The organism is Paraburkholderia phymatum, from assembly GCF_038900715.1.
Lineage (GTDB): Bacteria > Pseudomonadota > Gammaproteobacteria > Burkholderiales > Burkholderiaceae > Paraburkholderia > Paraburkholderia phymatum_A.
Window position 1 is genome coordinate 99643 of sequence record NZ_JAYMRZ010000026.1, and the last position, 25391, is coordinate 125033.

24 protein-coding genes and 1 pseudogene are annotated in these 25391 nt (G+C 63.6%); 15 read left to right on the forward strand and 10 right to left on the reverse strand.

Annotated elements, in window-relative coordinates; genetic code table 11:
- Window positions 1–54: 54 nt before the first annotated feature.
- From VSR68_RS34770 to VSR68_RS34820, 10 genes are all read left to right on the forward strand, one after another.
- Window positions 55–705 (forward strand): UDP-N-acetylmuramate--alanine ligase, encoded by a 651-nt coding sequence (locus VSR68_RS34770; RefSeq protein ID WP_342944096.1) that lies wholly within the window; start codon window positions 55–57, stop codon window positions 703–705.
- Window positions 706–723: 18 nt separating this feature from the next.
- Window positions 724–1272 carry a TlpA disulfide reductase family protein gene (locus VSR68_RS34775; RefSeq protein ID WP_342944097.1) on the forward strand — a complete coding sequence of 183 codons (549 nt, stop codon included), beginning with the start codon at window positions 724–726 and terminating at the stop codon, window positions 1270–1272.
- A 194-nt stretch (window positions 1273–1466) separates the two neighbouring features.
- Window positions 1467–1931 carry a type II 3-dehydroquinate dehydratase gene (aroQ, locus tag VSR68_RS34780; RefSeq protein ID WP_342944098.1) on the forward strand — a complete coding sequence of 155 codons (465 nt, stop codon included), beginning with the start codon at window positions 1467–1469 and terminating at the stop codon, window positions 1929–1931.
- A 68-nt stretch (window positions 1932–1999) separates the two neighbouring features.
- On the forward strand, window positions 2000–2470 hold the full coding sequence (gene accB, locus VSR68_RS34785) for an acetyl-CoA carboxylase biotin carboxyl carrier protein (protein WP_090868451.1): 471 nt from the start codon (window positions 2000–2002) through the stop codon (window positions 2468–2470).
- Window positions 2471–2606: 136 nt separating this feature from the next.
- Entirely contained in the window at window positions 2607–3974 is a 1368-nt protein-coding gene (gene accC, locus VSR68_RS34790; RefSeq protein ID WP_087735195.1) for an acetyl-CoA carboxylase biotin carboxylase subunit, read from the forward strand.
- Window positions 3975–3977: 3 nt separating this feature from the next.
- Window positions 3978–4880 (forward strand): 50S ribosomal protein L11 methyltransferase, encoded by a 903-nt coding sequence (gene prmA, locus VSR68_RS34795; RefSeq protein ID WP_342944099.1) that lies wholly within the window; start codon window positions 3978–3980, stop codon window positions 4878–4880.
- Window positions 4881–4939: 59 nt separating this feature from the next.
- Window positions 4940–6937 carry a DUF3426 domain-containing protein gene (locus VSR68_RS34805; protein WP_428983662.1) on the forward strand — a complete coding sequence of 666 codons (1998 nt, stop codon included), beginning with the start codon at window positions 4940–4942 and terminating at the stop codon, window positions 6935–6937.
- A 95-nt stretch (window positions 6938–7032) separates the two neighbouring features.
- The gene (gene tpx, locus VSR68_RS34810; protein ID WP_152755309.1) at window positions 7033–7533 is read left to right on the forward strand and encodes a thiol peroxidase; all 501 of its coding nucleotides are present in this window, start codon (window positions 7033–7035) and stop codon (window positions 7531–7533) included.
- Between the two features lie 112 nt (window positions 7534–7645).
- Complete coding sequence (locus VSR68_RS34815) at window positions 7646–8590, forward strand: carbohydrate kinase family protein (RefSeq protein WP_342944100.1); 945 nt, start codon at window positions 7646–7648, stop codon at window positions 8588–8590.
- Between the two features lie 70 nt (window positions 8591–8660).
- Entirely contained in the window at window positions 8661–9149 is a 489-nt protein-coding gene (locus VSR68_RS34820; RefSeq protein ID WP_342944101.1) for a glycine zipper 2TM domain-containing protein, read from the forward strand.
- A 333-nt stretch (window positions 9150–9482) separates the two neighbouring features.
- Here VSR68_RS34820 and VSR68_RS34825 read toward each other — a convergent pair whose 3' ends face one another.
- The 7 genes from VSR68_RS34825 to VSR68_RS34855 form a co-directional block, all read right to left on the reverse strand.
- Complete coding sequence (locus tag VSR68_RS34825; RefSeq protein WP_342944117.1) at window positions 9483–10121, reverse strand: histone H1-like DNA-binding protein; 639 nt, start codon at window positions 10119–10121, stop codon at window positions 9483–9485.
- 29 nt (window positions 10122–10150) lie between these two features.
- Window positions 10151–10477: a hypothetical protein gene (locus VSR68_RS34830; protein WP_090868439.1), complete on the reverse strand. Its 327-nt coding sequence runs from the start codon at window positions 10475–10477 to the stop codon at window positions 10151–10153.
- Window positions 10478–10556: 79 nt separating this feature from the next.
- On the reverse strand, window positions 10557–11780 hold the full coding sequence (locus VSR68_RS34835; protein ID WP_090868600.1) for a ribonucleotide-diphosphate reductase subunit beta: 1224 nt from the start codon (window positions 11778–11780) through the stop codon (window positions 10557–10559).
- Window positions 11781–12503: 723 nt separating this feature from the next.
- Entirely contained in the window at window positions 12504–15524 is a 3021-nt protein-coding gene (locus VSR68_RS34840; protein WP_342944102.1) for a ribonucleoside-diphosphate reductase subunit alpha, read from the reverse strand.
- A gap of 490 nt (window positions 15525–16014) precedes the next feature.
- Window positions 16015–16635, reverse strand: coding sequence for a 1,6-anhydro-N-acetylmuramyl-L-alanine amidase AmpD (gene ampD, locus VSR68_RS34845; protein WP_342944103.1), 621 nt, complete (start codon window positions 16633–16635; stop codon window positions 16015–16017).
- Window positions 16632–16943, reverse strand: coding sequence for a PP0621 family protein (locus tag VSR68_RS34850; protein WP_342944104.1), 312 nt, complete (start codon window positions 16941–16943; stop codon window positions 16632–16634). The genes ampD and VSR68_RS34850 overlap by 4 nt, the downstream gene beginning before the upstream one ends.
- Before the next feature lie 5 nt (window positions 16944–16948).
- Window positions 16949–17896, reverse strand: coding sequence for a cytochrome C assembly family protein (locus VSR68_RS34855; protein ID WP_342944105.1), 948 nt, complete (start codon window positions 17894–17896; stop codon window positions 16949–16951).
- A 109-nt stretch (window positions 17897–18005) separates the two neighbouring features.
- Here VSR68_RS34855 and ffh point away from each other — a divergent pair, with 109 nt between their 5' ends.
- Window positions 18006–19373 carry a signal recognition particle protein gene (gene ffh / locus VSR68_RS34860; protein WP_342944106.1) on the forward strand — a complete coding sequence of 456 codons (1368 nt, stop codon included), beginning with the start codon at window positions 18006–18008 and terminating at the stop codon, window positions 19371–19373.
- Between the two features lie 151 nt (window positions 19374–19524).
- Window positions 19525–20076: a hypoxanthine-guanine phosphoribosyltransferase gene (locus VSR68_RS34865; protein ID WP_342944107.1), complete on the forward strand. Its 552-nt coding sequence runs from the start codon at window positions 19525–19527 to the stop codon at window positions 20074–20076.
- Window positions 20077–20148: 72 nt separating this feature from the next.
- Here VSR68_RS34865 and VSR68_RS34870 read toward each other — a convergent pair whose 3' ends face one another.
- Both VSR68_RS34870 and VSR68_RS34875 read right to left on the reverse strand, forming a co-directional pair.
- Window positions 20149–20748 carry a MarC family protein gene (locus tag VSR68_RS34870; protein WP_342935883.1) on the reverse strand — a complete coding sequence of 200 codons (600 nt, stop codon included), beginning with the start codon at window positions 20746–20748 and terminating at the stop codon, window positions 20149–20151.
- A 12-nt stretch (window positions 20749–20760) separates the two neighbouring features.
- A complete protein-coding gene (locus VSR68_RS34875) occupies window positions 20761–22509 on the reverse strand; it encodes a proline--tRNA ligase (RefSeq protein ID WP_342944108.1) in 1749 nt (582 codons plus the stop codon).
- Window positions 22510–22776: 267 nt separating this feature from the next.
- Here VSR68_RS34875 and VSR68_RS34880 point away from each other — a divergent pair, with 267 nt between their 5' ends.
- Both VSR68_RS34880 and VSR68_RS34885 read left to right on the forward strand, forming a co-directional pair.
- Window positions 22777–23472, forward strand: a complete 696-nt coding sequence (locus tag VSR68_RS34880; protein ID WP_342944109.1) for an RNA pyrophosphohydrolase — start codon at window positions 22777–22779, stop codon at window positions 23470–23472.
- Window positions 23473–23552: 80 nt separating this feature from the next.
- Window positions 23553–24128: a CNP1-like family protein gene (locus tag VSR68_RS34885; protein ID WP_342944110.1), complete on the forward strand. Its 576-nt coding sequence runs from the start codon at window positions 23553–23555 to the stop codon at window positions 24126–24128.
- A gap of 137 nt (window positions 24129–24265) precedes the next feature.
- Here VSR68_RS34885 and ltrA read toward each other — a convergent pair.
- Window positions 24266–25273, reverse strand: a pseudogene (gene ltrA / locus VSR68_RS34890) (group II intron reverse transcriptase/maturase); the annotation flags it as partial.
- A 29-nt stretch (window positions 25274–25302) separates the two neighbouring features.
- On the opposite strand from ltrA, the gene VSR68_RS34895 reads away from it, so the two are divergent.
- On the forward strand, window positions 25303–25391 hold an 89-nt coding region (locus tag VSR68_RS34895; protein WP_342944118.1), incomplete at its 3' end, for a DUF5372 family protein.

Genomic DNA, 25391 nt, shown 5'->3' on the forward strand with positions numbered 1-25391 from the left:
GCGGCGCCGGCGCGCGCAAAAAGGCCATCGGGTTTTCTCTAGTATCATTGACGGATGGTTCGCAAATCACACTTCGATCCGCAGCGCGTGCGCGAGGAAATCGCGATCGCGGCTGCGAGAATGATCGCCGAAGACGGTCTCGATTACTCGACGGCCAAGCGCAAGGCTGCGCGGCAGGTCGTCGGGGAAACGCGCGTCGCGGGCGAATGGCTGCCGGATAACGACCAGATCGAGGAAGAAATCCGCGAATACCAGTCGCTGTTTCAGGGCGACAGCCAGCCGGCCGTGCTGCGCCGCCTGAGAGAAATCGCGCTGGACTGGATGCAGCGGCTTGCGCCGTTCAATCCTTATCTGACGGGCGCCGTGCTGGGCGGAACGGCCGGCGAGCATTCCGACATACATCTGCAGGCGTTTTGCGACAATCCGAAGGAAGTCGCCATCTACCTGCTGAATACGAATGTGCAGTACGACGTTTCCGAAACGCGGCACTTTGCGGGGCGTGGATACGTCGAAACATTGAGCTTTCTGTGGCGCCCGGCGGATGAAGGACGGGACGCCGAACCGGTGGGCATCCACGTCGCGCTGTACAGCACAGACGACCTGCGCGGCGCGGTGCGCGCCGACGCACGCGGCCGGCTCGCAAGGGCCGACGTTCGCGCAGTGCAGGCGCTGATCGACGAGAGCGACGGCTCGCCCTTCCCCTAACTGACACCCTCTCTATATATGAAGCGCATTCTGGCAATCGCGGCGGTGGCCGTCGTCGCAACGGCGGGAGGAGCGGTGGCGAGCCACTGGTTCGTCGGCAGCAACGACCTTGCGGGCGTCGCGAACGCCGCGCCCGCCGACAGCAGCAATGCCGTCAACCAGCTGTGGTCGGCGAAAGTCACGAACGCGGACGGCAAGCCGCAGTCGCTTGCCGGATTCAAGGGTCGTCCCGTCGTCGTCAACTTCTGGGCGTCATGGTGCGGACCGTGTGTCGAGGAGATGCCGTCGCTGTCGCAGTTGCATAAGGAATACGCGAAGAAAGGCGTCGAGTTCGTCGGGCTCGGCGTCGACTCCGACAAAAACGTGAAGGCGTTCCTTCAGAAAGTCCCCGTTGACTACCCGATTTTCGTCGCCGGCTTCGGAGGCGCCGATCTCGCCCGCGCATTCGGCAACAACGCGGGCGGTTTGCCTTACACCGTCGTAATTGACGCAAAAGGGGTCGTACGGTCGACAAAATTAGGACAGGTCAAGCCCGACGAGCTGAAACGGACGCTTGACGCGCTATGACGTCGACAACTTATTGACGTTTAATTGAGAACGTTTGGCTCCAGATTGCCCGACATTCCGACGGAATTGTCAGAAGTTCGGCTAGTTGCGGCTATCGCGGAAAGGCGCCGGATCGTCGCGGGTGCTCGAGAAACTAGACAAATTTCTCTAATCAGCGCTAAAGTGCGGCCAATTCCACGGAAAACGAAGCGACCATGACGCGACTGCTGGTTCTGCACGGCCCCAATCTCAATCTTCTCGGCACCCGGGAACCTGAGGTGTACGGCCGCGTCACGCTCCCGCAGATCGATCAGGCGCTCGCCGACCGCGCAGCGGACGCCGGCGTCGAACTGGCCACCTTCCAGAGCAATCACGAAGGCGCACTCGTCGATCGCATCCAGGCCGCCCGGACCGAGAAGACCGATTTCATCGTGATTAATCCCGCCGCGTACACGCATACGAGCGTGGCGATCCGGGACGCACTAGCGGGCGTCGGCATCCCGTTCGTCGAGATTCATCTGTCGAACGTGCATCGTCGAGAACCGTTCAGGCATCACTCGTATTTCTCCGACCAGGCAGAGGGCGTGATTTGCGGCCTCGGCTGGAAGGGTTATCTGTACGCACTCGAATACGCGCTCGACCGGTTGTCCGTTCAGACAGCCGGGACGTCGCGCGACTGACAACCCAAAACACGAATTCAGCGCCGGCGGCATCCCGCCGGCGCTTCACGCATTGAAAGGGGAAGCCCATGGATCTACGTAAACTGAAGACTCTGATCGACCTCGTCTCCGAGTCCGGCATTTCCGAGCTCGAAGTGACCGAGGGCGAAGGCAAGGTGCGCATCGTCAAGAACGCGCCGCCGGTTTACGTCCAGCAACCCGGCAACTTCGCGCCGCAATTCCCGGCGACGGCGTCCGCGCCTGGCGTTCACTCGGAAGCGCCCGCCGTCGCGGGCCCGGCCACGCCGGCCGCCGCTGCGCCGCAGGGCCACGTCGTGACTTCGCCGATGGTCGGTACGTTCTATCGCGCGCCGTCGCCGGGCGCAGATCCGTTCGTGCAGGTAGGCGATGCCGTCAAGGAAGGCCAGACGATCTGCATCATCGAAGCGATGAAGCTGCTGAACGAAATCGAGTCGGATCAGGCTGGCGTCATCAAGGAAATCCTCGTCGAGAACGGGCAGGCAGTCGAATATGGCCAGCCGCTCTTCGTGATCGGCTGACGCGGCGCTTTTTAGCCACACGCCATCCGCGCGCCCTCCTTCTTCGGGCGCGCCACCGATCCTCTGTGGCAGCCGCGCTTCTGGAAGCAACTGCGCAACCCGCACGCGGCGCCCATTGATGAGTCGAATATCCGCTATGTTTGAAAAAATCCTCATTGCCAATCGCGGCGAAATCGCGCTCCGTATTCAGCGCGCGTGCCGCGAGCTCGGCGTCAAGACGGTCGTCGTCTATTCCGAAGCCGACAAGGAAGCCAAATACGTGAAGCTCGCCGACGAGGCGGTCTGCATCGGACCGGCGCCGTCGAACCTGAGCTACCTGAACATGCCCGCGCTCATCAGCGCGGCGGAAGTCACGGACGCCGAAGCGATTCACCCCGGCTACGGCTTCCTCTCCGAGAACGCCGACTTCGCCGAGCGCGTCGAGCAATCGGGCTTCGTGTTCATCGGCCCGCGCCCCGACACGATTCGCCTGATGGGCGACAAGGTCACGGCAAAGCAGACGATGATCAAGACGGGCGTGCCGTGCGTGCCCGGTTCGGAAGGCGCATTGCCGGATGATCCGAAGGAAATCGTGAAGATTGCGCGCGCGATCGGCTATCCGGTGATCATCAAGGCGGCGGGCGGCGGCGGCGGCCGCGGCATGCGCGTCGTGCACACGGAAGCGGCGCTCGTCAACGCCGTCAACATGACGCGCGAAGAAGCCGGCCGTGCGTTCGGCAATCCGCAGGTCTACATGGAGAAATACCTGGAGAACCCGCGGCACATCGAAATCCAGGTGCTCGCCGATTCGTTCAAGAACGCGCTCTGGCTCGGCGAGCGCGACTGCTCGATGCAGCGCCGTCACCAGAAGGTGATCGAGGAAGCGCCGGCGCCCGGCATCGCGCGACGCCTGATCGAGCGCATCGGCGACCGCTGCGCGGACGCGTGCAAGAAGATGGGCTACCTCGGCGCGGGCACGTTCGAATTCCTGTACGAGAACGGCGAGTTCTACTTCATCGAAATGAACACGCGCGTGCAGGTCGAGCATCCCGTCACCGAACTGATCACGGGCATCGACATCGTCCAGGAACAGATCCGCATCGCTGCCGGCGAAAAGCTCGCGCTGCGCCAACGCGACATCCAGTTCCGCGGACACGCGATCGAGTGCCGTATCAACGCCGAAGATCCGTTCAAGTTCATTCCTTCGCCGGGGCGTCTGACGTCGTGGCATATGCCGGGCGGCCCCGGTATTCGCGTCGATTCGCATGCGTACAACGGCTATTTCGTTCCGCCGAACTATGATTCGATGATCGGCAAGCTGATCGCTTACGGCGCGACGCGCGAACAGGCGATCAGCCGGATGCGCATCGCGCTGTCGGAAATGGTGGTCGAAGGCATTCAGACCAACATTCCGCTGCATCGCGAACTGATGCTCGACGCGAAGTTCGTCGAAGGCGGCACCAGCATCCATTACCTCGAAAACCGGCTGGCCGCGAAGCTGCAGGCCGCACCGGAAGAAGCGTAAGCAATGAGCTACCGGGAACTGATCGTCGAACTCGCGCGCGAACACGCGGAAGCGTTGTCGGATGCGCTGCTCGAACTGGGCGCGCTGTCGGTGTCCGTCGAAGACGCGGATGCCGATACGCCCGACGAGCAGCCGCTTTTCGGCGAGCCCGGTCTCACGCCGGAGCGCACCGCGTGGACGCATTCGCGCGTGATCGCCCTGCTCGCACCCGAACACGAGCCGGCGGTGCTGCTCGCGGCCGCCGCGAACGAACTCGGTCTCGCCGATACGCCGTCGTTCAGCGTGCGCGAAGTCGAGGAACAGGACTGGGTGCGCCTCACGCAATCGCAGTTCGATCCGATTCCGATCGGCGAGCGCATCTGGGTCGTGCCGTCATGGCACGCCGCACCCGATCCCGATGCGCTCGTGCTCGAACTCGATCCGGGCCTCGCGTTCGGCACGGGAAGCCACCCGACGACGCGTCTGTGCATGGAGTGGCTCGAGCAGTCGGTGAAGAAAGGCGAGTCGGTGCTCGACTATGGCTGCGGCTCGGGCATCCTCGCGATTCTCGCGAAGAAATGCGGCGCGGACCCGGTGATCGGCATCGACATCGATCCGCAAGCGGTCGAGTCGGCGCGCCACAACAGCGAGCGCAATCACGCCGACGTCACCTACGGCTTGCCCGACGATTGCCCCGCGAGCGAGTTCGACATCGTCGTGGCGAATATTCTGTCGAATCCGCTGAAACTGATGGCGTCGATGCTGTCGTCGAAGGTGAAGCCGGGCGGACGCATTGCGCTGTCGGGCATTCTCGCGCGCCAGGCCGAAGAGGTCGCGCAGATCTATCGGCAATGGATCGACATCGACGTATGGCGTGAACACGAGGGCTGGGTCTGCCTTGCAGGTACTCGCCGCGAAAGCCATTAGAATAAGGCATATCTGTCTGCTTCCGGCCCCTTAACGGCTAACCGGTCAATCGGCTCAATATGCTTCTAGCGACACGCTGTCCCTTCTGTAAAACTGCCTTCAAACTCCAGCCGGAGCAGCTCACGCTGCGCCGCGGTCTCGTTCGTTGTGGCCATTGCCACGAAGTGTTCGATGCATCGAACAATCTCTTTGATGTGACCAACGGCACGAGCGTCGACAAAGCGAAGCGCGTGTCGATCGACGATGTCACCGCGTACACGCTCGATAAACTCGCCAATGGCGGGCAAGCGCCCGCGCGTGAAGGAACCGCTCCTGCTGCCGAACCCGCTGCGCCCGCCGATACCAATGCGGGTCGCATCGAGCAGCCGGCCAAAGATGCCGGCATGCACGCCGTGGAATCCGCTTCGCCACACGTCGCGGAAGCCACGATAGAACGCACCGCTGCGCATCCGGCAGAAGCCATCGGCGAGCATGCTGCAAAGCCGCTTGCGAGCGACGAGGCAGCACGACACGAAAAAGCGCCGGCCGGTCACGCCGCGGCGCAAGCGCAAGTCGATGAAGTGTCCGTCGAAGCCAAAGGCTCGACGCCGGAACACGACGCAGCGGCCGCCAGCTCGCCCGATTTCCGCGCGGAAGCGTGGAACCCGTGGGCCCCGTCGCCCGACGCGTCGATCGACGGACGCATTCGCCACAACGCATCGACGATTCCGCTCAAGCCCGTCACGATTCCGAGTTCCGCTCAGCCGCCTCTGACGCTCGAGCTGACCGACGCGACGCCCGATGCGGAAAAGGCGACCGCACGCAAAGCGGTCGAGCCGCATGTCGAAGCGCCCGTCGAGCAGAAGGCCGCGCCGGCTGCCGAGGAGGGAGCTCAGCCGAAGGTCGAGCCGTCGATCGCCGCGCAAGCTCAGCCGAAGGCCGAGCCCTCAGCCGCCGCGCAAGCTCAGCCGAAGACAGAGCCCTCAGTCGCCGCGCAAGCTCAGCCGAAGACAGAACCGTCAGTCTCCACGCAAACGCAACCGAAGGCCGAGCCGTCAGCCGCCGCGCAAGCTCAGCCGAAGGCCGAGCCGTCAGCCGCCGCGCAAGCTCAGCCGAAGACCGAGCCCTCAGCCGCCGCGCAAGCTCAGCCGAAGGCCGAACCGAGCTTCGAAGCCTCGCCCGAGCGCGTGCTCGAACAGGAAATCGCAGAGCCGCCGCCGCATACGTGGCGCGCAGCGGAGCCCGCGCGCGAATCGGCACACACACCCGATGCCGGTACAGCGGGCGCAGCAAAAACCGAAGCCGACGCATCGTTGCACGAGCCATTGCACGAACCGCTGCACGAAACCTTGCACGAGGGGCTGTACGAGCCGCTTCGCGACAAGCGGCACAAACCCCTCTTCGACCCCGATGAGAGCGCCGCCGCGCCGCCCGCCGACGATCGTCGGGATCGCGAGCCTCACTTCGGGTCGCCTGCGGAAGAACACGATTACGAACCGCGCTTCGGCGGGAGCGCGCGCAAGCCGTTCGCGTCCACGCCCGACGATGACGACGATGCATTCGCCGTCCGACGCGAGCCGCTCGGACAAGACTCGCGCCGCGTCGTGTGGCAGGCCGTCGGCGGAGTCGCGATCGGCGTGCTGGCCGTCTTGCTGCTCGCGCAGCTCGCATGGTGGCAACGCGAATCGGTGATGGTCGCGTGGCCCGATTCGCAGTCGCTCTTCGTGAAGGCTTGCGCGAACCTCGGCTGCAAGGTCGGACCGCCGCGCGATATCGATGGCCTGCTGGTCGAGCCGTCCGATCTGCGCCAGATCGACGGACCGCACAAGCTCGAACTGAGGATGCCGCTGCGCAACCGCTTCGACATCGCGCTCGCCTATCCCGCCGTCGAGCTGACGCTGCTCGACGAGAACAACAACGTCGCCGTGCGGCGCGTGCTGTGGCCGCAAGACTACGTAAAGCCCGGCACGCCGATTGCGGCGGGCCTGCCCGCCCGCACGACGCAGACGATGATCGTGCGCCTCGACACCGGCAATACCGTCGCCTCGAATTTCCGCGTGCAGATCTTCTATCCGTAACGGATATCTCTGCGGCGCGAGCAGGTTACACCCGCGCGTCCGGCACGAACCGGGCGCGCATCCCGTCAATCCCTGACGAATCTTCGGAGCACAACATGAGTCAAGTCACGCTGGGTGGCAACCCGATCGAAGTCGCTGGCACCTTCCCGTCCGTCGGCCAGAAGGCACCTGCCTTCACGCTCGTCGGCAAGGATCTGAAGCCGCTCTCGCTCGCCGACTTCGCCGGCAAGCGCAAGGTGCTGAACATCGTCCCGAGTCTCGACACGCCGACCTGCGCAACCTCGACGCGCAAGTTCAACGAAGCAGCCGCCAAGCTGAACAACACGGCCGTGATCGTCGTGTCGGGTGATCTGCCGTTCGCCGCTTCGCGCTTCTGCACGACGGAAGGGATCGAAAACGTCGTGACGGCCTCGACGTTCCGCGGCCACGAGTTCGCGCAAGCGTACGGCGTCGACGTGACGAGCGGCCCGCTGACGGGCCTGACGGCGCGCGCCGTCGTCGTCCTCGATGAGAACGATAAAGTCGTGCACGCAGAGCTCGTCGGCGAAATCAAGAACGAACCGAACTACGACGCAGCGCTCGCCGCGCTGAAGTAAGCTTCACGCTTGCGTCGACACAGCGCCGCTCCCGCATCGTCCGGGCGCGGCGCTGTCACATCGTCGCGCCCATTTTCTTCCGACACCGATACTTCTTATAGGAACGCTCGCCTTGGCTACGCTGATTTGCGGCTCGCTCGCCTACGACAACATCATGACCTTCGAAGGGCGCTTTCGGGAGCACATCCTGCCGGAACAGGTCCACATCCTGAACGTCAGCTTCCTCGTGCCGACAATGCGTCGCGAATTCGGCGGCTGCGCGGGCAATATCGCGTACTCGCTGCATCTGCTCGGCGGCGACGCGCGTATCATGGCAACGCTCGGCGCCGTCGACGCGCAGTTGTACATCGATCGCCTCGACACGCTCGGCCTCTCGAAGGAGCACGTGCGCGTGCTGCCCGACACGTACTCGGCGCAGGCGATGATCACGACCGACCTCGAGAACAATCAGATCACCGCGTTCCACCCGGGCGCGATGATGCAGTCGCACCTGAACCGCGCCGACCAGCCGGGCGTGAAGCTCGGCATCGTCGCGCCGGACGGCTTCGACGGCATGATCCAGCACTCCGAACAGTTCGCGGCGGCAGGCACTCCGTTCATCTTTGATCCGGGCCAGGGACTGCCGCTGTTCGACGGCGCGTCGCTGCGCCGCATGATTGAACTTGCCACCTACGTGGCAGTCAATGACTACGAAGCCGCGCTCGTGAGCAACAAGACGGGCTGGTCGATCGAAGAGATCGCAAGCCGTGTCGATGCGCTGATCGTGACGCGCGGCGAACACGGAGCGCAGATTCACCACTCGGGCGGCATCGAAGAGATTCCGGCCGTCAAGGCAAAGCAGGTGCTGGACCCCACGGGTTGCGGCGATGCCTTCCGGGGCGGCCTGCTGCACGGTATCGAGAAGGGTCTCGGCTGGGCAACCACGGGCCGTCTCGCGAGCCTGATGGGCGCGCTCAAGATCGAACATCAGGGGCCGCAAAACTATGCGCCTTCGCGCGCGGAGATCAACGACCGGTTCAAACAGGCATTCGGGTATGAACTGCCTGAAGGCGCGTGACGAGCATACGCCGCGCCTGACCGGTCGCGTTTGAGGGCTCGAATAAGCGAGCCCGTCTGGAGTCAAGGGAATGAAAACAACAAGTCGTACTTTGGGCCGCCTGATACTGGGCGCGGTGATCGTCAGTTCGCTCGCCGTGACGGGCTGCGCGTACAACAGCAGTTCCGCCGACGTCTACACGTCATCGCAGGCGCAACGTGAAGAGACCGTACGCATGGGCATCGTCGACAGCGTGCGTGCCGTGAAGATCAGCACGAACAACGGTCAGCCGAGCGGCATCGGCGCAGTGGGCGGCGGCGCGCTCGGCGCGGTGGCGGGCAGCGCGATCGGCGGCGGCCGTGGCTCGATCCTGACGGGCATCGTCGGCGGGCTGGCGGGCGCCGTGGCAGGCAACACGATCGAGAACAGCACCGCGATGCGCGACGGCGTCGAGATCACGGTGCGCCTCGACAACGGCGACATGCGCGCGATCACGCAAAGCGCAACAGGCGAAATCTTCAGCGCCGGCGAGCGCGTGCGTCTGCTGTCGAGCGGCGGCGTGACCCGCGTGACCCACTGACGCGTTCCCGCAGACGCAATCCATTTCCCTGCCAGCGGCGCGCTCTCGCGCCGTGACGGCAACCTCACACGCATGTGCTCCCCTGTGCATGCGTTTTTTTTTGCCTCCGCGTTTGCGCATCGCCGCATGAGTTGCGAGCAGCGCATCCTTCGACAGGCATTGTCCGTGCGCGAGCCTATCGCATCGCCGCCGGCGCGAAGCGCACGACGAGTCTGGACGGGCACCAGACGAAAAAATCCCGCCGCCAGTTGCCCGGCGGCGGGATCAGGTTGATTGAGTAGCCCTACTCAATCGCCGGACGCATGCTGGATGCGTCCGTTGCGACATCAGCTCTTACGGACGGCTGCCCGTCGGGAACGGCCATGCTGCAGCCGGGTTCAACGCCGTCTTGACCGTAGCAGCCGGCGCCGTCGAAGCAGCGGGCGCAGCGGGAGCAGGTGCTGCCTTCTTCGCAACTGCCTTCTTCGCAGGAGCAGCCTTCTTCGCAGGGGCAGCGGCCTTCTTCGCGGCAGCCTTCTTGGCAGGCGCAGCCTTTTTGGCGGCAGCCTTCTTAGCAGGCGCCTTCTTCGCAGCGGCCTTCTTCGCCGGTGCTGCCTTCTTCGCAGCAACCTTCTTCACGGCGACTTTCTTCGCTGCAACCTTCTTTGCTGCGACCTTCTTCGCTGCGACCTTCTTCGCTGCGACCTTCTTTGCAGCAGCCTTCTTCGCCGGTGCTGCCTTCTTCGCAGCAACCTTCTTCACGGCGACTTTCTTCGCTGCAACCTTCTTCGCCGCGACCTTCTTCGCAGCGGCCTTCTTCGCCGGTGCTGCCTTCTTCGCAGCAACCTTCTTCACGGCGACTTTCTTCGCAGCAACCTTCTTCACAGCGGCCTTCTTCGCCGGTGCTGCCTTCTTGGCGGGAGCCGCCTTCTTCGCAACGACCTTCTTTGCTGCAGCCTTCTTGGCTGCCGGCTTCTTCTTGGCGAGTGCCATCATTTTCTCCTTCAGGTTTCAGATGAGAGTCAGTTCAAACTACACCCTTCGTCAAAACCCGCTTCCCGCGGACGCTTCTCACGGCGGCCACTGCGAAGCGGGCTATTCATCGGCGTACGCAGCTCCAGCGCGCTTACGCTAATGAATACGGTAAGGCGCGCCGTGCCATCGGGCACAGCGCGCCAAGTCCAGTCGGCATCGGATGTCGATGCCGGCAATCGTTTGATCGAGCCGCTCGCTTTCGCGCGGACGGCTTTTTCCGGGGGGAAGTTTGCCCATCCCACTGAAGGGTTCGCAAAGTGCCTGTAATCTTTATGGGTCGCGGCATTCCGCGGCGCACCGGGCACGCTCTGCATCAGGCGGTCATGCTCCTCATCAAACTTGCCGCGGCACAGCCGGCGGCAACCCCATCAAATACATACGCGACGCGTTGGGTTACTCCCAGGACAGCGCGCCGCCGGTCTGATATTCGATAACCCGAGTCTCGAAGAAATTGCGTTCCTTCTTCAGGTCGATCATCTCGCTCATCCACGGGAACGGGTTTTCCTCGTTCGGGAACAGCGCATCGATGCCGATCTGCTGGCAACGGCGGTTGCAGATGAAGCGCAGATAGCTCTTGAACATCGACGCATTGAGGCCGAGCACCCCGCGCGGCATCGTGTCTTCTGCGTAGCGATATTCGAGGTCGACCGCATGCCTGAAGATCTCGCGGATCTCCGCGCGGAACTCCGGCGTCCACAGATGCGGGTTTTCGAGTTTGATCTGGTTGATCAGGTCGATGCCGAAATTGCAGTGCATCGACTCGTCGCGCAGGATGTATTGGTACTGTTCCGCCGCGCCCGTCATTTTGTTCTGGCGGCCGAGCGCCAGGATCTGGGTAAAGCCGACGTAGAAGAACAGCCCTTCCATCACGCACGCGAACACGATCAGCGACTTGAGCAGCTTCTGGTCTGCTTCGAGCGTGCCCGTCTTGAAGGCCGGGTCGGTCAGCGTGTGGATGAACGGAATCAGGAATTCGTCTTTGTCGCGGATCGATGTAACTTCGTGATACGCGTTGAAGATTTCACCTTCGTCGAGACCGAGCGACTCGACGATGTACTGGTAGGCGTGCGTGTGGATCGCCTCTTCGAACGCCTGGCGCAGCAGGAACTGGCGGCATTCGGGCGCCGTGATGTGACGATACGTGCCGAGGACGATGTTGTTCGCCGCGAGCGAGTCGGCCGTCACGAAGAAGCCGAGGTTGCGCTTGACGATGCGGCGCTCGTCTTCCGTCAGCCCGTTCGGATCTTTCCAGAGCGCGATGTCGCGGGACATGTTGATTTCCTGCGGCATCCAGTGGTTCGCGCAGCCGGACAGATACTTCTCCCACGCCCACTTGTACTTGAACGGCACCAGCTGATTGACGTCAGTCTGGCCGTTGATGATGCGCTTGTCGGCGACATTCACGCGTGCTTCGGGAGCGACGGCCGGCGCATTCGTTTGTGCCGGCGGTGCGATTGCGATGTCGTTCGCGAAGACCTGTTGAGCCGAGGGAGCTTGATGAGCGGAACGCGTTTGCACTTGCGAACCGACGGCCGTTCCCTCAGCGTTGCGCAACACGTTCGGTTGCGTAGCACTCGAGGGAGTTACGGCAGTGATCTCGTCATCCCAGTTGAGCATAAATGTCACCATCAATTTAGATCGGTTTGTACCATCTTTTCACGAGCGTTAAAAGGGTCCGCTCATGAAAAATCCTGTTTTCGAATCGCGTTGCGACCTTCATACAACACTTTGTTCGTGAGTCTGTGAAGGTCACTCGACGCGAGTCGATCGAAACGTGTGTCGATGCAGCGCGATGCATGATCGAAAGAGCGTTGCTTCAGCGATGCGTGTGCGTTGCTTCGGCTTCGAAACGATTGCGTCTTCGTACACGTCGCGATGTTCTGTCGAAGCATGTCGGGCATGTGATGCACCGCCTGTTCGTCCGCTGCTTCGCGTACTTCATTCTGCTTGCGGCTTCGTGTTTCCTCGCAGCCATCAACTGACGTGTAGCACGTGATGTTCCTCGTTGCTTCGTCTGACTGACTGCCCCGGCACATCGCCGGGCAAACTGCGCGATGAATCGCCTGATCGAAGTGCTGCTCGAACGTCGGCTCTCGTGCGTCACGCTCGCTCGAAGCGCATCGGCTTCTGCTTGCGCGGCGCGTGATCGGAGTCTTGCGCCGAGTCCTGCCCGAAGTCTTGCTCGACCTCTTACGTGTGAGCGACTTCGCTTCGCAATGAGCGCCGCGTCCTGCCTGCGCCGCCCATCTCTTTCTGCGCGCCGCCGGCGAGGACCGGCGGCGGGTTACTGCTTGCCGCCGCTTGCTGCTGATGGCTGTACTGCCTGCTGACTGCGCGTGCTTACTGGCAGGCTTCGCACTCTTCGAAGCCAGGGTCGCCCGGACGCATCATGCAAACGGGACCGTCCGCTTCGGGTGCTGCTTCGGGTGCTGCTTCGGTTGCCGCTGCGGGCACTGCCTTCGCTGCCGCCGCCGATGCCTGGAAGCCGCCCGTCACGCCCGACGAAGCCGCACCGCCACCGACACCGAATCCACCCGCTGCGCCGCCTTGGCCACCGTCGCCCGACGGCACTGCGTTCAGCGCGCCGTGCGCGACCGTCGACTTCTCGACGTGCGTCGCCGCCATCGTGCGGAGGTAGTACGTCGTCTTCAGGCCGCGCAGCCATGCGAGCTTGTAGACCTCGTCGAGCTTCTTGCCCGACGCACCCGCCATGTAGATGTTCAGCGACTGCGCCTGGTCGATCCACTTCTGACGGCGCGACGCCGCTTCGACCAGCCACGTTGCATCGACTTCGAACGCGGTCGCGTAGATCGCGCGCAGGTCGGCCGGCACGCGGTCGATGCGCGACAGCGAGCCGTCGAAGTACTTCAGGTCGGCGACCATCACTTCGTCCCACAGGCCGCGTGCCTTCAGGTCACGCACGAGGTAGTCGTTCACCACCGTGAATTCGCCCGACAGGTTCGACTTCACGTACAGGTTCTGGAACGTCGGCTCGATACATGCAGACACGCCGATGATGTTCGAGATCGTCGCCGTCGGCGCGATCGCGACGCAGTTCGAGTTGCGCATGCCGTGCGTGGCGATGCGCGAACGCAGCGACGCCCAGTCCATCGATTCGCTCGAATCCACTTCGACGTAGCCGCCGCGTGCGTCGGCGAGCAGCTTCAACGTGTCCTGCGGGAGGATGCCGCGATCCCACAGCGAGCCGCGGTAGGTCGAGTAGCGGCCGCGCTCTTCCGCCAGTTCCGTCGACGCCCAGTACGCGTAGTAGCAGACGGCCTCCATCGAACGGTCGGCGAACTCGACGGCTTCCTGCGACGCGTACGGCGTGCGCAGCACGTGCAGGCAGTCCTGGAAACCCATGATGCCCATGCCGACGGGGCGATGCTTCAGGTTCGAGTTACGTGCTTTCGCGACCGCGTAGTAGTTGATGTCGATGACGTTGTCGAGCATGCGCATCGCGACGCTGACCGTGCGCTTGAGCTTGTCGTGGTCGAGCGCGAGCGTGCCATCGGCCTGCTCCTTCAGGTGCGCGACGAGGTTCACCGAGCCCAGGTTGCAGACGGCGATTTCGGTGTCGCTCGTGTTCAGCGTGATTTCCGTGCACAGGTTCGACGAGTGGACGACGCCGACGTGCTGTTGCGGCGAGCGCACATTGCACGGGTCCTTGAACGTGATCCACGGATGGCCCGTTTCGAACAGCATGCCGAGCATCTTGCGCCACAGCTGCGCCGCCGGAATCTTCTTGAACAGCTTGATCTCGCCGCGCGCGACCTTGTCTTCGTAAGCCGTGTAAGCGGCTTCGAACTCGGCGCCGAACTTGTCGTGCAGGTCCGGGCAGGTGGACGGCGAGAACAGCGTCCAGTCGCCGCCTTCGAGCACGCGCTTCATGAACAGGTCGGGAATCCAGTTCGCCGTGTTCATGTCGTGCGTGCGGCGACGGTCGTCACCCGTGTTCTTGCGCAGCTCGAGGAATTCTTCGATGTCGAGGTGCCACGATTCCAGGTACGCGCACACCGCGCCCTTGCGCTTGCCGCCCTGGTTCACGGCGACAGCCGTATCGTTGACGACCTTCAGGAACGGCACGACGCCTTGCGACTTGCCGTTGGTGCCCTTGATGTGCGAGCCGAGCGCGCGCACGCGCGTCCAGTCGTTGCCGAGACCGCCAGCGAACTTCGACAGCAGCGCGTTTTCCTTCAGCGCTTCGTAGATGCCGTCGAGGTCGTCGTCGACCGTCGTCAGATAGCACGACGACAGCTGCGAGCGACGCGTGCCCGAGTTGAACAGCGTCGGCGTCGACGACATGAAGTCGAAGCTCGACAGCACGTTGTAGAACTCGATCGCGCGCGCTTCGCGGTCGATCTCGTTCAGCGAGAGGCCCATCGCGACACGCATAAAGAATGCCTGGGGCATTTCGATGCGCGTGCCGTCGACGTGCAGGAAGTAGCGGTCATAGAGCGTCTGCAGGCCGAGGTAGCCGAACTGCAGGTCGCGGTCCGCGTCGAGCGCGGCGCCGAGACGCTTCAGGTCGAACTGCAGCAGCTTGTCGTCGAGCAGCTCGGCTTGCACGCCGCGCTTGATGAAGAGCGGGAAGTACTCGGCATAGCGGCCGGCCATTTCGGCTTGCGTGACTTCCTCTTCGAGAATCTCGCGGCGAATCGTGTGCAGCAGGATGCGGGACGTGACCTGGCTGTACGCCGGGTCCTTCTCGATCATCGTGCGCGCAGCGAGGATGGCCGAGTCGTAGACCTGGCTCATCGGCACGCCGTCGTACAGGTTCTTCACCGTCTCGGCGACGATCGGGTCCGCGTTCACCGCATCGCCCAGGTTCGCGCACGCCGATTCGATCAGGCCGCGCAGCGCCGGCAGATCGAGCGGACGCGTGATGCCGTTGTCGGTCACGTTCAGACCCGGCGCGCCTGCGGGTGCCTCGGCCTCGTGACCGCGCTCCTGACTGCGCTTCTCGCGATACAGCACGTAGGCGCGCGCGACGTTGTGCTCGCCCGTGCGCATCAGCGCGAGTTCGACCTGATCCTGAATGTCTTCGATATGGAACGTGCCGCCATTCGGACGGCTGCGCACGAGCGCGCGCACGACGTTCTGCGTGAGCTGCTCGACCAGCTCGCGAACGCGCGCCGACGCCGCGCCCTGACCACCGTTGACGGCCAGAAACGCCTTCGTCACCGCGATGGCGATTTTCGACGGCTCGAACGACACCACGCTGCCGTTGCGACGGATCACCTTGTAGTCGGCGTAGCCCGTCTGCGGCGCGAGCGCCTGGGCGCCCTGTGCGAGCCCTTCGACGGGGCGGCCAGTGGGTGCGCCCTCGAACCGGGTCGTCACGTTGTCGGTCGTTTGCATGTGCAAAGCTCCTGGTCTTGGAATGGTGCGGAGTGATCCGCGGTTAGTACAAACGCTGCGCCACCCCGGACGCATGCGATGGGGCAAAAGAAAAGAGGTAGCGGGAACCGTAAAACAGAGTGGCCGGATGCGACAGATCCGTCGGGACGTACGTCTTCATCATGTGTGTCGCGATCACTGACTGCGCCCTTTTCTTCGAAGCTGCGGGCGCGCCGGCTCTCTCTACCGACTGCGCCGCATCAAGTTTTTTCAATGCCGGGAATGCTGACGGCGCCATGCTCCTGGAGCGGGGCGCCGCCTGATCAACACAAGATATAGTGCATCGACTGCATTACGGCACGAAGTATAGTGTACTGAACGGCTATCGCAAATTGTTTTATTTGGTCAGACGGTATTGACTTTTGGGTAGCCCGCGCCGGATGAAGGCGACGGCGGAACACAGCGATCTCGCGCTGTCGGCGCGGCATCGTACGAACGCGAAGTGACGTGCTTACGACGTTATCGGCGCGCGCGACGACGGATGCAGATAGGGGAAGTACGGATCGGCGAGTGCCGTATCGCGTTGCAAACGCGGCCAGTCGAAATGCGGACCGGGATCGGTCTTGCGGCCGGGCGCGACGTCGGCGTGACCGGCGAGCGCGTCGATCGCATAGTGCGCGGCGAGCGCCCGCACGAGCGGCGCGAGCGTCTCGTATTGGGCCGCTTCGAACGGCGTCGTGTCGCTGCCTTCGAGCTCGATGCCGATCGAGAAGTCGTTGCAGCGTTCGCGGCCGAAGAAGTTCGACGCGCCCGCATGCCACGCGCGCTCGTCGCACGATACGTATTGCTCCAGCGTGCCGTCGCGACGGATCACGAAATGCGCGGACACGCGCACGTCGCGCAGATGCGCGTCGTAGTACGGATGCGCGTCGCAGTCGAGCAGGTTGAGGAAGAGATCGGTGATGCCCGTGCCGCCGAATTCGTTCGGCGGCAGGCTGATGTTGTGAACGACGATCAGCGTGGGACGCGCGCCGTTCGGGCGCGCCTCGAAATTCGGCGACGGCAGCTTGTGCGCTTCGTTGACCCAGCCGTTTGCATCGACGGTGAAACGCGCGGCAGTGCCTGCCGTCATCGCGCGTTGCGGCCCGCAGGACGCGCGGCGTAGCGCTTCGCGTGATCGTGCGAGCAGAACGTCTGCCCTTCGACCATGACGGAATCGCTCTTCGGCGCGTGCACGCCACATTCGACGCAGCGGATCATCGGCTCGGCGAGCTGGCCCGCAGGTTTGCCGCTCGCGTGACCGTGGCTGCGCGCGCCCGCGTGCGCATCGGCACCCGCGTGATCGCCCGCGCCCGTGCGCGACGCATCGGCGCGGCGCAGCGCCTTCACCAGCCACTGGCCGACGATGAACAACAGGATCAGCAGAAAAATTTGTCGCATGACACTCAGACCACAGGACGGTGCAACAGCACCTCAAAGACAAAACGGCTGCCGACATACGCGAGCAGCAGCGCAACGAACGACGCGAGCACCCAGCGCAATGCCGCGCGCCCGCGCCAGCCGGACACTTTGCGCGCCGTCAGCAGCGCGCCGAACATGATCCACGAGAGAATCGCGAACACGGTCTTGTGATCGAGCTGCAACGCGCGATCGGCGAGCTGTTCGTTGAACAGGATGCCCGAGAGCAGCGTCAGCGTGAGCAGCACGAAGCCCGCGCCGATCAGACGGAACAGCAGCGTCTCCAGCGTGAGCAGCGGCGGCAGCGTATCGAGCCAGCTCGACAGCCAACCGTTCGCGGCTGCGGCGCCTTGCCGCGCGAGCGTGCCGCCGCGCATCGCATGCAGACGTCGCTCGACGAGCAGCATCAGCACCGCATGCAGCGCCGCGATCACGAAGAGACCGTACGCGACGTTCGCGATCAGGAAGTGCAGCTTGAAGAGCGGATCGGCCGCGTACGACAGCACGTGCACGCCGCTGAACAGCAGCGGCAGCAGCGACGCGACGCAAGCCAGCGGCAGCACGAGCAGGCGCAAGCCGTCGAGCGGAAAGAAGAAACTCTCTATCCAGTAGATGCCCGCCCCGAGCCAGAACATCGCGGAGAGCGCGAACGCGAAACCGAACACCATCGCGTCGTGCGGGAAGATCGTCGTGTGCAGCAGCACGCCGTGTGCGAGCAGCGCGACGAGCAGCACGATGCGCGTCGTCATCGACATGCCCGCGGATGCGTCCGACGACAGCCCTCGCCCGCCGCCCGCCGGCAGCGGCGCCGCGGACGAAACGGGCGACACGCTTTCGAGCATGGGCCGCACGGCCGCCTGGCGGTGCGCGCGCCAGCCCGCGACGGCGAGACCGCCGTACAGGAGCGCAGTGAGGGCATACAGTACAATATCCATATTGGAAGTTTACACTAGGCCCCTTCTCCATGACGTTTGCGACGCTGCGCTAGCGGCGTCGGCCGCTCTGGCGCGGTGACGGAACGGGCCGCACTGCTCATCGCTCCCCATGCTCGACAATCTCACTCAACGGATGGCGCGCGTCGTCAAGACGCTGCGCGGCGAAGCCCGCCTCACCGAGGCGAACACCCAGGAGATGCTGCGCGAAGTGCGCCTCGCGCTCCTCGAAGCGGACGTGGCGCTGCCCGTCGTGCGCGACTTCATCGCGAAGGTAAAGGAGAAGGCGCTCGGCGAGGAAGTGATCGCCAGCCTGTCGCCGGGTCAGGCGCTCGTCGGCGTGGTGCAGCGCGAGTTGACGGCCGTGATCGGCGGCGACTACGAAGGCAAGGCCGCCGAACTGGATCTCGCCGTCACGCCGCCTGCAATCATCTTGATGGCGGGTCTGCAGGGTGCGGGCAAGACGACCACCGTCGGCAAGCTCGCCAAACTTCTACGCGAGAAGTACAAGAAAAAAGTGCTGACGGTGTCGTGCGACGTGTATCGTCCCGCCGCTATCGCCCAGCTCAAGACCGTGACCGAGCAGGTCGGCGCCGATTTCTTCCCGTCGCAACCGGACCAGAAGCCCGTCGATATCGCGCGCGCCGCCGTCGACTGGGCGAAGCGTCACTATCACGATGTGCTGCTCGTCGACACGGCCGGCCGTCTCGGTATCGACGAAGCGATGATGAACGAGATCACGGCGCTGCATAAGGCGCTCGATCCGGCCGAAACGCTCTTCGTCGTCGATGCGATGCTCGGTCAGGACGCCGTGAACACCGCGAAGGCGTTCAACGACGCGCTGCCGCTCACGGGCGTCGTGCTGACGAAGCTCGACGGCGATTCGCGCGGCGGCGCGGCGCTGTCGGTGCGTCACGTGACGGGCAAGCCGATCAAGTTCGTCGGCGTCGCGGAAAAACTCGACGGCCTCGAAATCTTCTATCCGGACCGGATGGCGAACCGGATTCTCGGCATGGGCGACATCCTCGCGCTCGTCGAGGAAGCGCAGCGCGGCGTCGACGTGCAGGCCGCGCAGAAGCTCGCCGACAAGGTCAAGAAAGGCGGCGACTTCGATCTGAACGATTTCCGCGCGCAGCTTTCACAGATGAAGAAGATGGGCGGCCTGTCGTCGCTGATGGACAAGCTGCCCGCGCAGTTCCAGCAGGCCGCGTCGAATGCCGACATGGGCCAGGCCGAGAAGCAGATGCGCCGCATGGAAGGCATCATCAACTCGATGACGGCCGCCGAGCGCGCGAAGCCCGAGCTGATCAAGGCGACGCGCAAGCGCCGTATCGCGGCGGGTGCGGGCGTGCAGGTTCAGGAAGTCAACCGGCTCCTGAACCAGTACGACCAGATGCGCACGATGATGAAGAAGCTCAAGGGCGGCAACCTGCAGAAGATGATGCGCGGCATGAAGGGCATGATGCCGGGCATGCGCTGATCCCTCTCGGCCGCGTGCGCTCCTTCGCAAATGCGAGCGCAGCGGCCATCTCGACCGGGCGCGTATGCCGAAGGAAGGCGCGGGTATATGCTGTAGCGCACTGGGTCGTTGTCTCTCACACTATGTATACAGTTACCGCCCGCCAGACGTCATGAATCGCGAAGAAGCTCTCCACATTTTCCGCCACTCCGAAGAAATCGTTTCGGCCAGCGACGTCAACGCCTCCATCGGCCGCATGGCAGACGCCATCCGCGCCGAGATGGCCGAAGACTTTCCGCTCGTGCTGTCGGTGATGGGCGGCGCGGCGGTGTTCACGGGCATGTTGCTGCCGCACCTGGATTTCCCGCTCGAGTTCGACTACATCCATCTCACCCGCTATCGCAACGCGATCAAGGGCAGCGCGGAAATGCAGTGGCGCGTCGCGCCCGCCGAGTCGGTGAAGGACCGCGTCGTACTGGTGCTCGACGACATCCTCGACGAAGGCGAGACGATGGCCGCGATCCGCGACCGCATCATGGCGATGGGCGCGAAGCGCTTCATGAGCGCGGTGCTGTGCGAGAAGATCATCCCCAAGGCGAAGCCGCTGCGCCCGGACTTTTGCGGCTTCGAAGTGCCGGACCGTTATGTGTTCGGTTGCGGAATGGACGCGAAGGGATACTGGCGCAATTTGCCCACGATTCGCGCGTTGACGGAAGGCGCATGACGCGTTTCCGCCGATGCCCAAACGAGAAAGCGACCTCATGGGTCGCTTTTTTGTTGCTGCATTGATCCGGCTTCAAAGCTGATGCACGAAAGAGCGAATGCCGCCCAGCATCATTTCGACTGAAATCGCGACGAGCACGAGACCCATCAACCGCTCGAACGCCATCACGGTACGTTCGCCGAGCCACTGCTGGATACGTTCGGCCAGCACCAGCACGATCGCACAGACGATCATCGTCACCGTCAGCGCCGCCACCCATTCGGCCATCTTGCTCGGCGCCTGAGACGTCAGCAGCATCACCGTCGCGAGTGCCGACGGACCGGCGAGCGCCGGAATCGCGAGCGGCACGATCAGCGGCTCTGCGGCGCGCGAATCGGCGCCGAACGGGCCATCGGGATGCGGGAAGATCATCCGCAGTGCGATCAGAAACAGCACGATCCCGCCGCCGATACGCAACGACAGATCGGTCAGGCTCATCATCCGCAGGAAGCGGTCGCCGACGAGCATGAAGACCAGCAGGATCACGAACGCGATGGCGATTTCACGCAGAATCACGCGGATGCGCCGGTGAGGCGCAACACCCCGCAAGCAGTTGATGAAGAGCGGGATGTTGCCGAGTGGGTCAGTGATGAGAATGAGCAGGACGGTCGCAGACAGGAAGTTGTACTCCACTGTCCGCTCCCGTCAGTGCGCGAGTGCCGCTTTGATCTTGTCGGTCACGAACTGCGCCGCGCCGTCGACGGGCAGCAGCGTGGCTTCCACATCGCGGCGGCCCTGGTACTCGATCTTGCCGTCCTTCAGGCCACGGTCGCCGATCACGAGACGATGCGGCACGCCGATCAGCTCCCAGTCCGCGAACATCACGCCCGGACGCTCGCCGCGATCGTCGAGGATCACGTCGATGCCCGCTGCGACGAGTTCGGCGTACAGCTTGTCTGCGTGCTCGCGCACGGCGTCGCTGCGGTCATAGCCCATCGGGCACAGCACGACTTCGAACGGCGTGATCGCTTCCGGCCAGATGATGCCCTTCTCGTCGAAGTTCTGTTCGATCGCGGCGCCGAGAATACGCGTGATGCCGATGCCGTAGCAGCCCATCTGCATCGATTGCGGCTTGCCCGACTCGTCCAGATACTTCGCGTTCATCGCATCCGAATACTTGGTGCCGAGCTGGAACACGTGGCCGACCTCGATGCCGCGGCAGATCTCGATGACGCCCTTGCCGTCCGGCGAGGGGTCGCCCTTCTTCACGTTGCGGATATCCGCGACGACGGGCTCGGGCAGATCGCGGCCCCAGTTGACGCCCGTCGTGTGGAAATCCACTTCGTTCGTGCCGACGACGAAATCGCTCATGTTCGCGACCGTGCGGTCCGCGATCACCTTGACCGGCTTCTTCGTGTTGAGCGGCCCGAGGTAGCCCGGCGGCGTGCCGAACCACTCGACGATTTCGTCTTCCGTCGCGAAGCGGTATTCGGCGAGGCCCGGCAGCTTGTTCGTCTTGATCTCGTTCAGATCGTGATCGCCGCGCAGCATCAGCAGCCAGATGGTCGGCTCGGCGCCTTCGTTCTCCGCTTTGTTGTCGGTAGCGAGAACGATCGACTTGATCGTGCGTTCGAGCGGGATGTCCAGGTACTCGGCCACGGCTTCGCACTTTGCCTTGCCGGGCGTCGGCGTCTTCTTCAGCTCTTCCTTCGGCGCTGCGCGTTCGGCGATCAGCGGCAGCGCTTCAGCCGCTTCGACGTTCGCCGCGAAGTCGGAAGTCGGGCAATACGCGATGTCGTCCTCGCCCGTCTCCGCGATCACGTGGAACTCGTGCGAACCGCTACCGCCGATCGAACCGTTGTCCGCCGCGACCGCGCGGAAATCGAGACCGAGGCGCGTGAAGATGCGCACGTACGCGTCGTACATCTTGCGATACGTCTCTTTCAGGCCGTCGAGGTCCTTATCGAACGAGTACGCGTCCTTCATGATGAACTCGCGGCCGCGCATCACGCCGAAGCGCGGACGGATCTCGTCGCGGAACTTCGTCTGGATCTGATAGAAGTTCACGGGCATCTGCCGGTAGCTCTTGATCTGATTGCGCGCGATGTCCGTGACCACCTCTTCGTGCGTCGGTCCCATCACGAAGTCGCTCTCCTTGCGGTCCTTGAAGCGCAGCAATTCGGGGCCGTATTTTTCCCAGCGGCCCGATTCCTGCCACAGCTCAGCCGGCTGCACGGCCGGCATCAGCAGTTCGAGCGCGCCTGCCCGGTTCATTTCTTCGCGCACGATCGCTTCCACCTTGCGGATCGAGCGCAGGCCGATTGGCAAGTAGTTATAAATGCCGCCAGCGACGCGACGGATCATCCCGGCGCGAACCATGAGCTTGTGACTGACGATTTCCGCGTCGGAAGGCGCTTCCTTCAGGGTGCCGATAAAGAAACGGGAGGCTTTCATTCAGAATTTTCCAAAAGCGGCGGACCAAAAGGGCCGCCCGAAGAGGTAAGACGATGGGTTCGCGCGCCTGAGCGCCGGCCACACCAACACACGCCGAATATCGATTGTCGCATGCGCCGGCTTTTGCCCGACGGCGTTGGGAAGCGGCTCTCGCGGCGACGGGCGCGGCCTGTTACGTCCAATCGCGCCAATCTGGTGCGAAGCGGTGCGTCGGACCCGTTATCTGTTTATAATCAAAGCAATTTTAAAGGATTCGAAGGTGGTTGTATGCTGGATCGTGAAGGCTTTCGCCCGAACGTCGGCATCATCCTCTTGAACGCTCGCAACGAGGTGTTTTGGGGCAAACGGCTCCGTGAACATTCCTGGCAGTTTCCGCAAGGGGGCATCAAGTACGGTGAGACCCCCGTGCAAGCGATGTATCGGGAGTTACACGAAGAAACCGGCCTGCTTCCGGAGCACGTCAAGGTTATCGGTCGCACGCGCGACTGGTTGCGTTACGAGGTGCCGGACAAGTTCATCAAGCGCGAGGTTCGCGGTCACTACCGCGGCCAGAAGCAGATCTGGTTCCTGCTCCGGATGATTGGACGCGATTGCGACATCTGTCTGCGCGCGACCGATCACCCTGAGTTCGATGCCTGGCGCTGGAACGAGTACTGGGTGCCGCTCGACTGCGTGATCGAGTTCAAGCGGGATGTGTATCAGCTGGCGTTAACGGAGTTGTCCCGCTTTCTGCGGCGGCCTCAGCCGCGCACGGAACGGCCCGGCGGACATTATCACGGGCAACGTTATCCGCGGATGGCGTCGTCGGTGAATGCGCCGCCTGGGGCGTCGATGGCGTCCGCATCATCCGTGACCGCGGTCACGACGACGATCGTCGTCGAAACGGCGCTGCGTGCGACAATCGGGTCCGACTGTTCGTCGACGGAAGACCCGGTCGCTCAGGCGCCGGGGCTGCGCGACTGACTCTGTGCGGCTGTCCATGCCGCATCTGCCGGTGCGGTGTGGGGCATGCCGCGCTGCGCCGGCGTTTCGAGGAAACCATATTGAAAGTATCTGCTTTCGCCGTGGCGTGCGTCGCCACTGGCGTTCTGCTGGCTGGCTGTTCGAGTACCAAGGGTTCCAACTCCAACGCGTCCGACGGACCGAAGAGCGACTTTCAGTACCTGCTCGACCGGCCTTCGACCTGGACCGAAAAAAAGGTCGATACGCTGCCGCCCATGCCGCAACCCGGCAATCTGCTGCCGTTCACCGTTTCGCAGAACACGACGCTTCAGTTCGCACTCGATGCGAAATCGCTGACCGTCGATAAGGACGACGTGGTCCGCTACACGGTAGTGATCACGAGCCCGAGCGGCGCGCGCAACGTCAACTACGAGGGCATCCGCTGCCAGGACTACTCGTGGAAGCTGTATGCGGGCCTCAACGCGGACCACGACGGCTGGGATCGCACGGTCGAAAACGACTGGACGCGTATCGAAAACGGCGATCTGAACGCGTACCACGCGTCGCTTTATCAGGATTACTTCTGCTCGAGCAAGATGCCGACCGGCAAGGCGGACGCGATCCTGACCAACATCAGATACAAGCGCGCGAACAGCACGCTGATTCGCGGCAACTGATCGGGGGCTCTATCCTCGGGCGGAAAGCTCGGAACCTCGATGACGGCGCAAATCGGCATAGGGGGCAGCCATCAGGCTGCGCCCCTGCCACACCACCCGGCATGCGGGTCCGCACCGGGCGGTTCGGGAAGTTGAGGTCATGAGAGACGCGGTAAGCCCAGCCGATCGAACCACGACACTGGAAGCACGCGGTTCAGCAGCTGGGCGCTGTTGCGCCACCAGCGACGGCTGTTGGCGGCCACCTGTTGGGCCACTTCGACGCTAGCGCCCACGGCGCGCAGTTCGCGGTAGATCGTGGTGCCGCGCTTCCACTGCTTGAGCTGGATCGCACGTAACCGATGACGCAGCCACTCGTCCAGCTCCCGCCAGACCTTCGGGGTCTGCGCCAGCCGGAAGTACGCCTTCCACCCCAACAGGTAGGCACGTACCCGCTGCACCACGTCCTGCATGCTGCATCCACCCGAGCGGACCGTCAACTCCCGGATGCGTTGCCTGAACGCCGCCAGCGGTTTGTCCGCCACCCGACGCCTGACCACGCGCCCGGGCGCGACCCAGAAGCTGTAGCCCAGGAACTTGCGTCCGAACACGCTGGCCACCGCGCTTTTGGTCTCGTTGACCTTCAGACGCAGCCGGCCGTACAGCCGCCGCAACAGCGCCATCACCCGCTCGCCCGCACGGCGGCTGCGAACGTACACGTTCGCATCGTCGGCATAGCGCACGAAGCAGTGACCGCGCCGTTCCAGTTCCCGGTCCACTTCGTCGAGCAGGACATTAGCCATCAGCGGCGACAGCGGCCCGCCCTGGGGCGCGCCCTCGTGCCGCTGCTGCACCCCGCCATCGCTCATCACGCCCGCATTCAGGTACGCCCGGATCAGCCTGATCACGCCAGCGTCTTCGATGCGCTTCTGCAAACGGTCGATCAGAATGTCGTGATTGACCCGGTCAAAGAACTTTTCCAGGTCGACGTCCACCACGATCCGCCGGCCCGACTGCACGTACGACTGCGCGGCAAGCACCGCGTCGTGCGCACGCCGTCCGGGACGGAAGCCGTAGCTATGCTCGCTGAAGGTGGGGTCCAGAACCGCTTGTAGCACCTGTAGCAGCGCCTGCTGGATCAGCCGGTCCGTCACCGTCGGGACGGTCAGCGCGAACTGCACAAGCGCTCAACGAGCATTTGGGTTGGGCGGAGATCTGTCATCCATTTCATCCGCTTAAGGGCCAACGCTTTCCGGTGCTGAAGAGGCGACGCGTCTCGGGTATCGA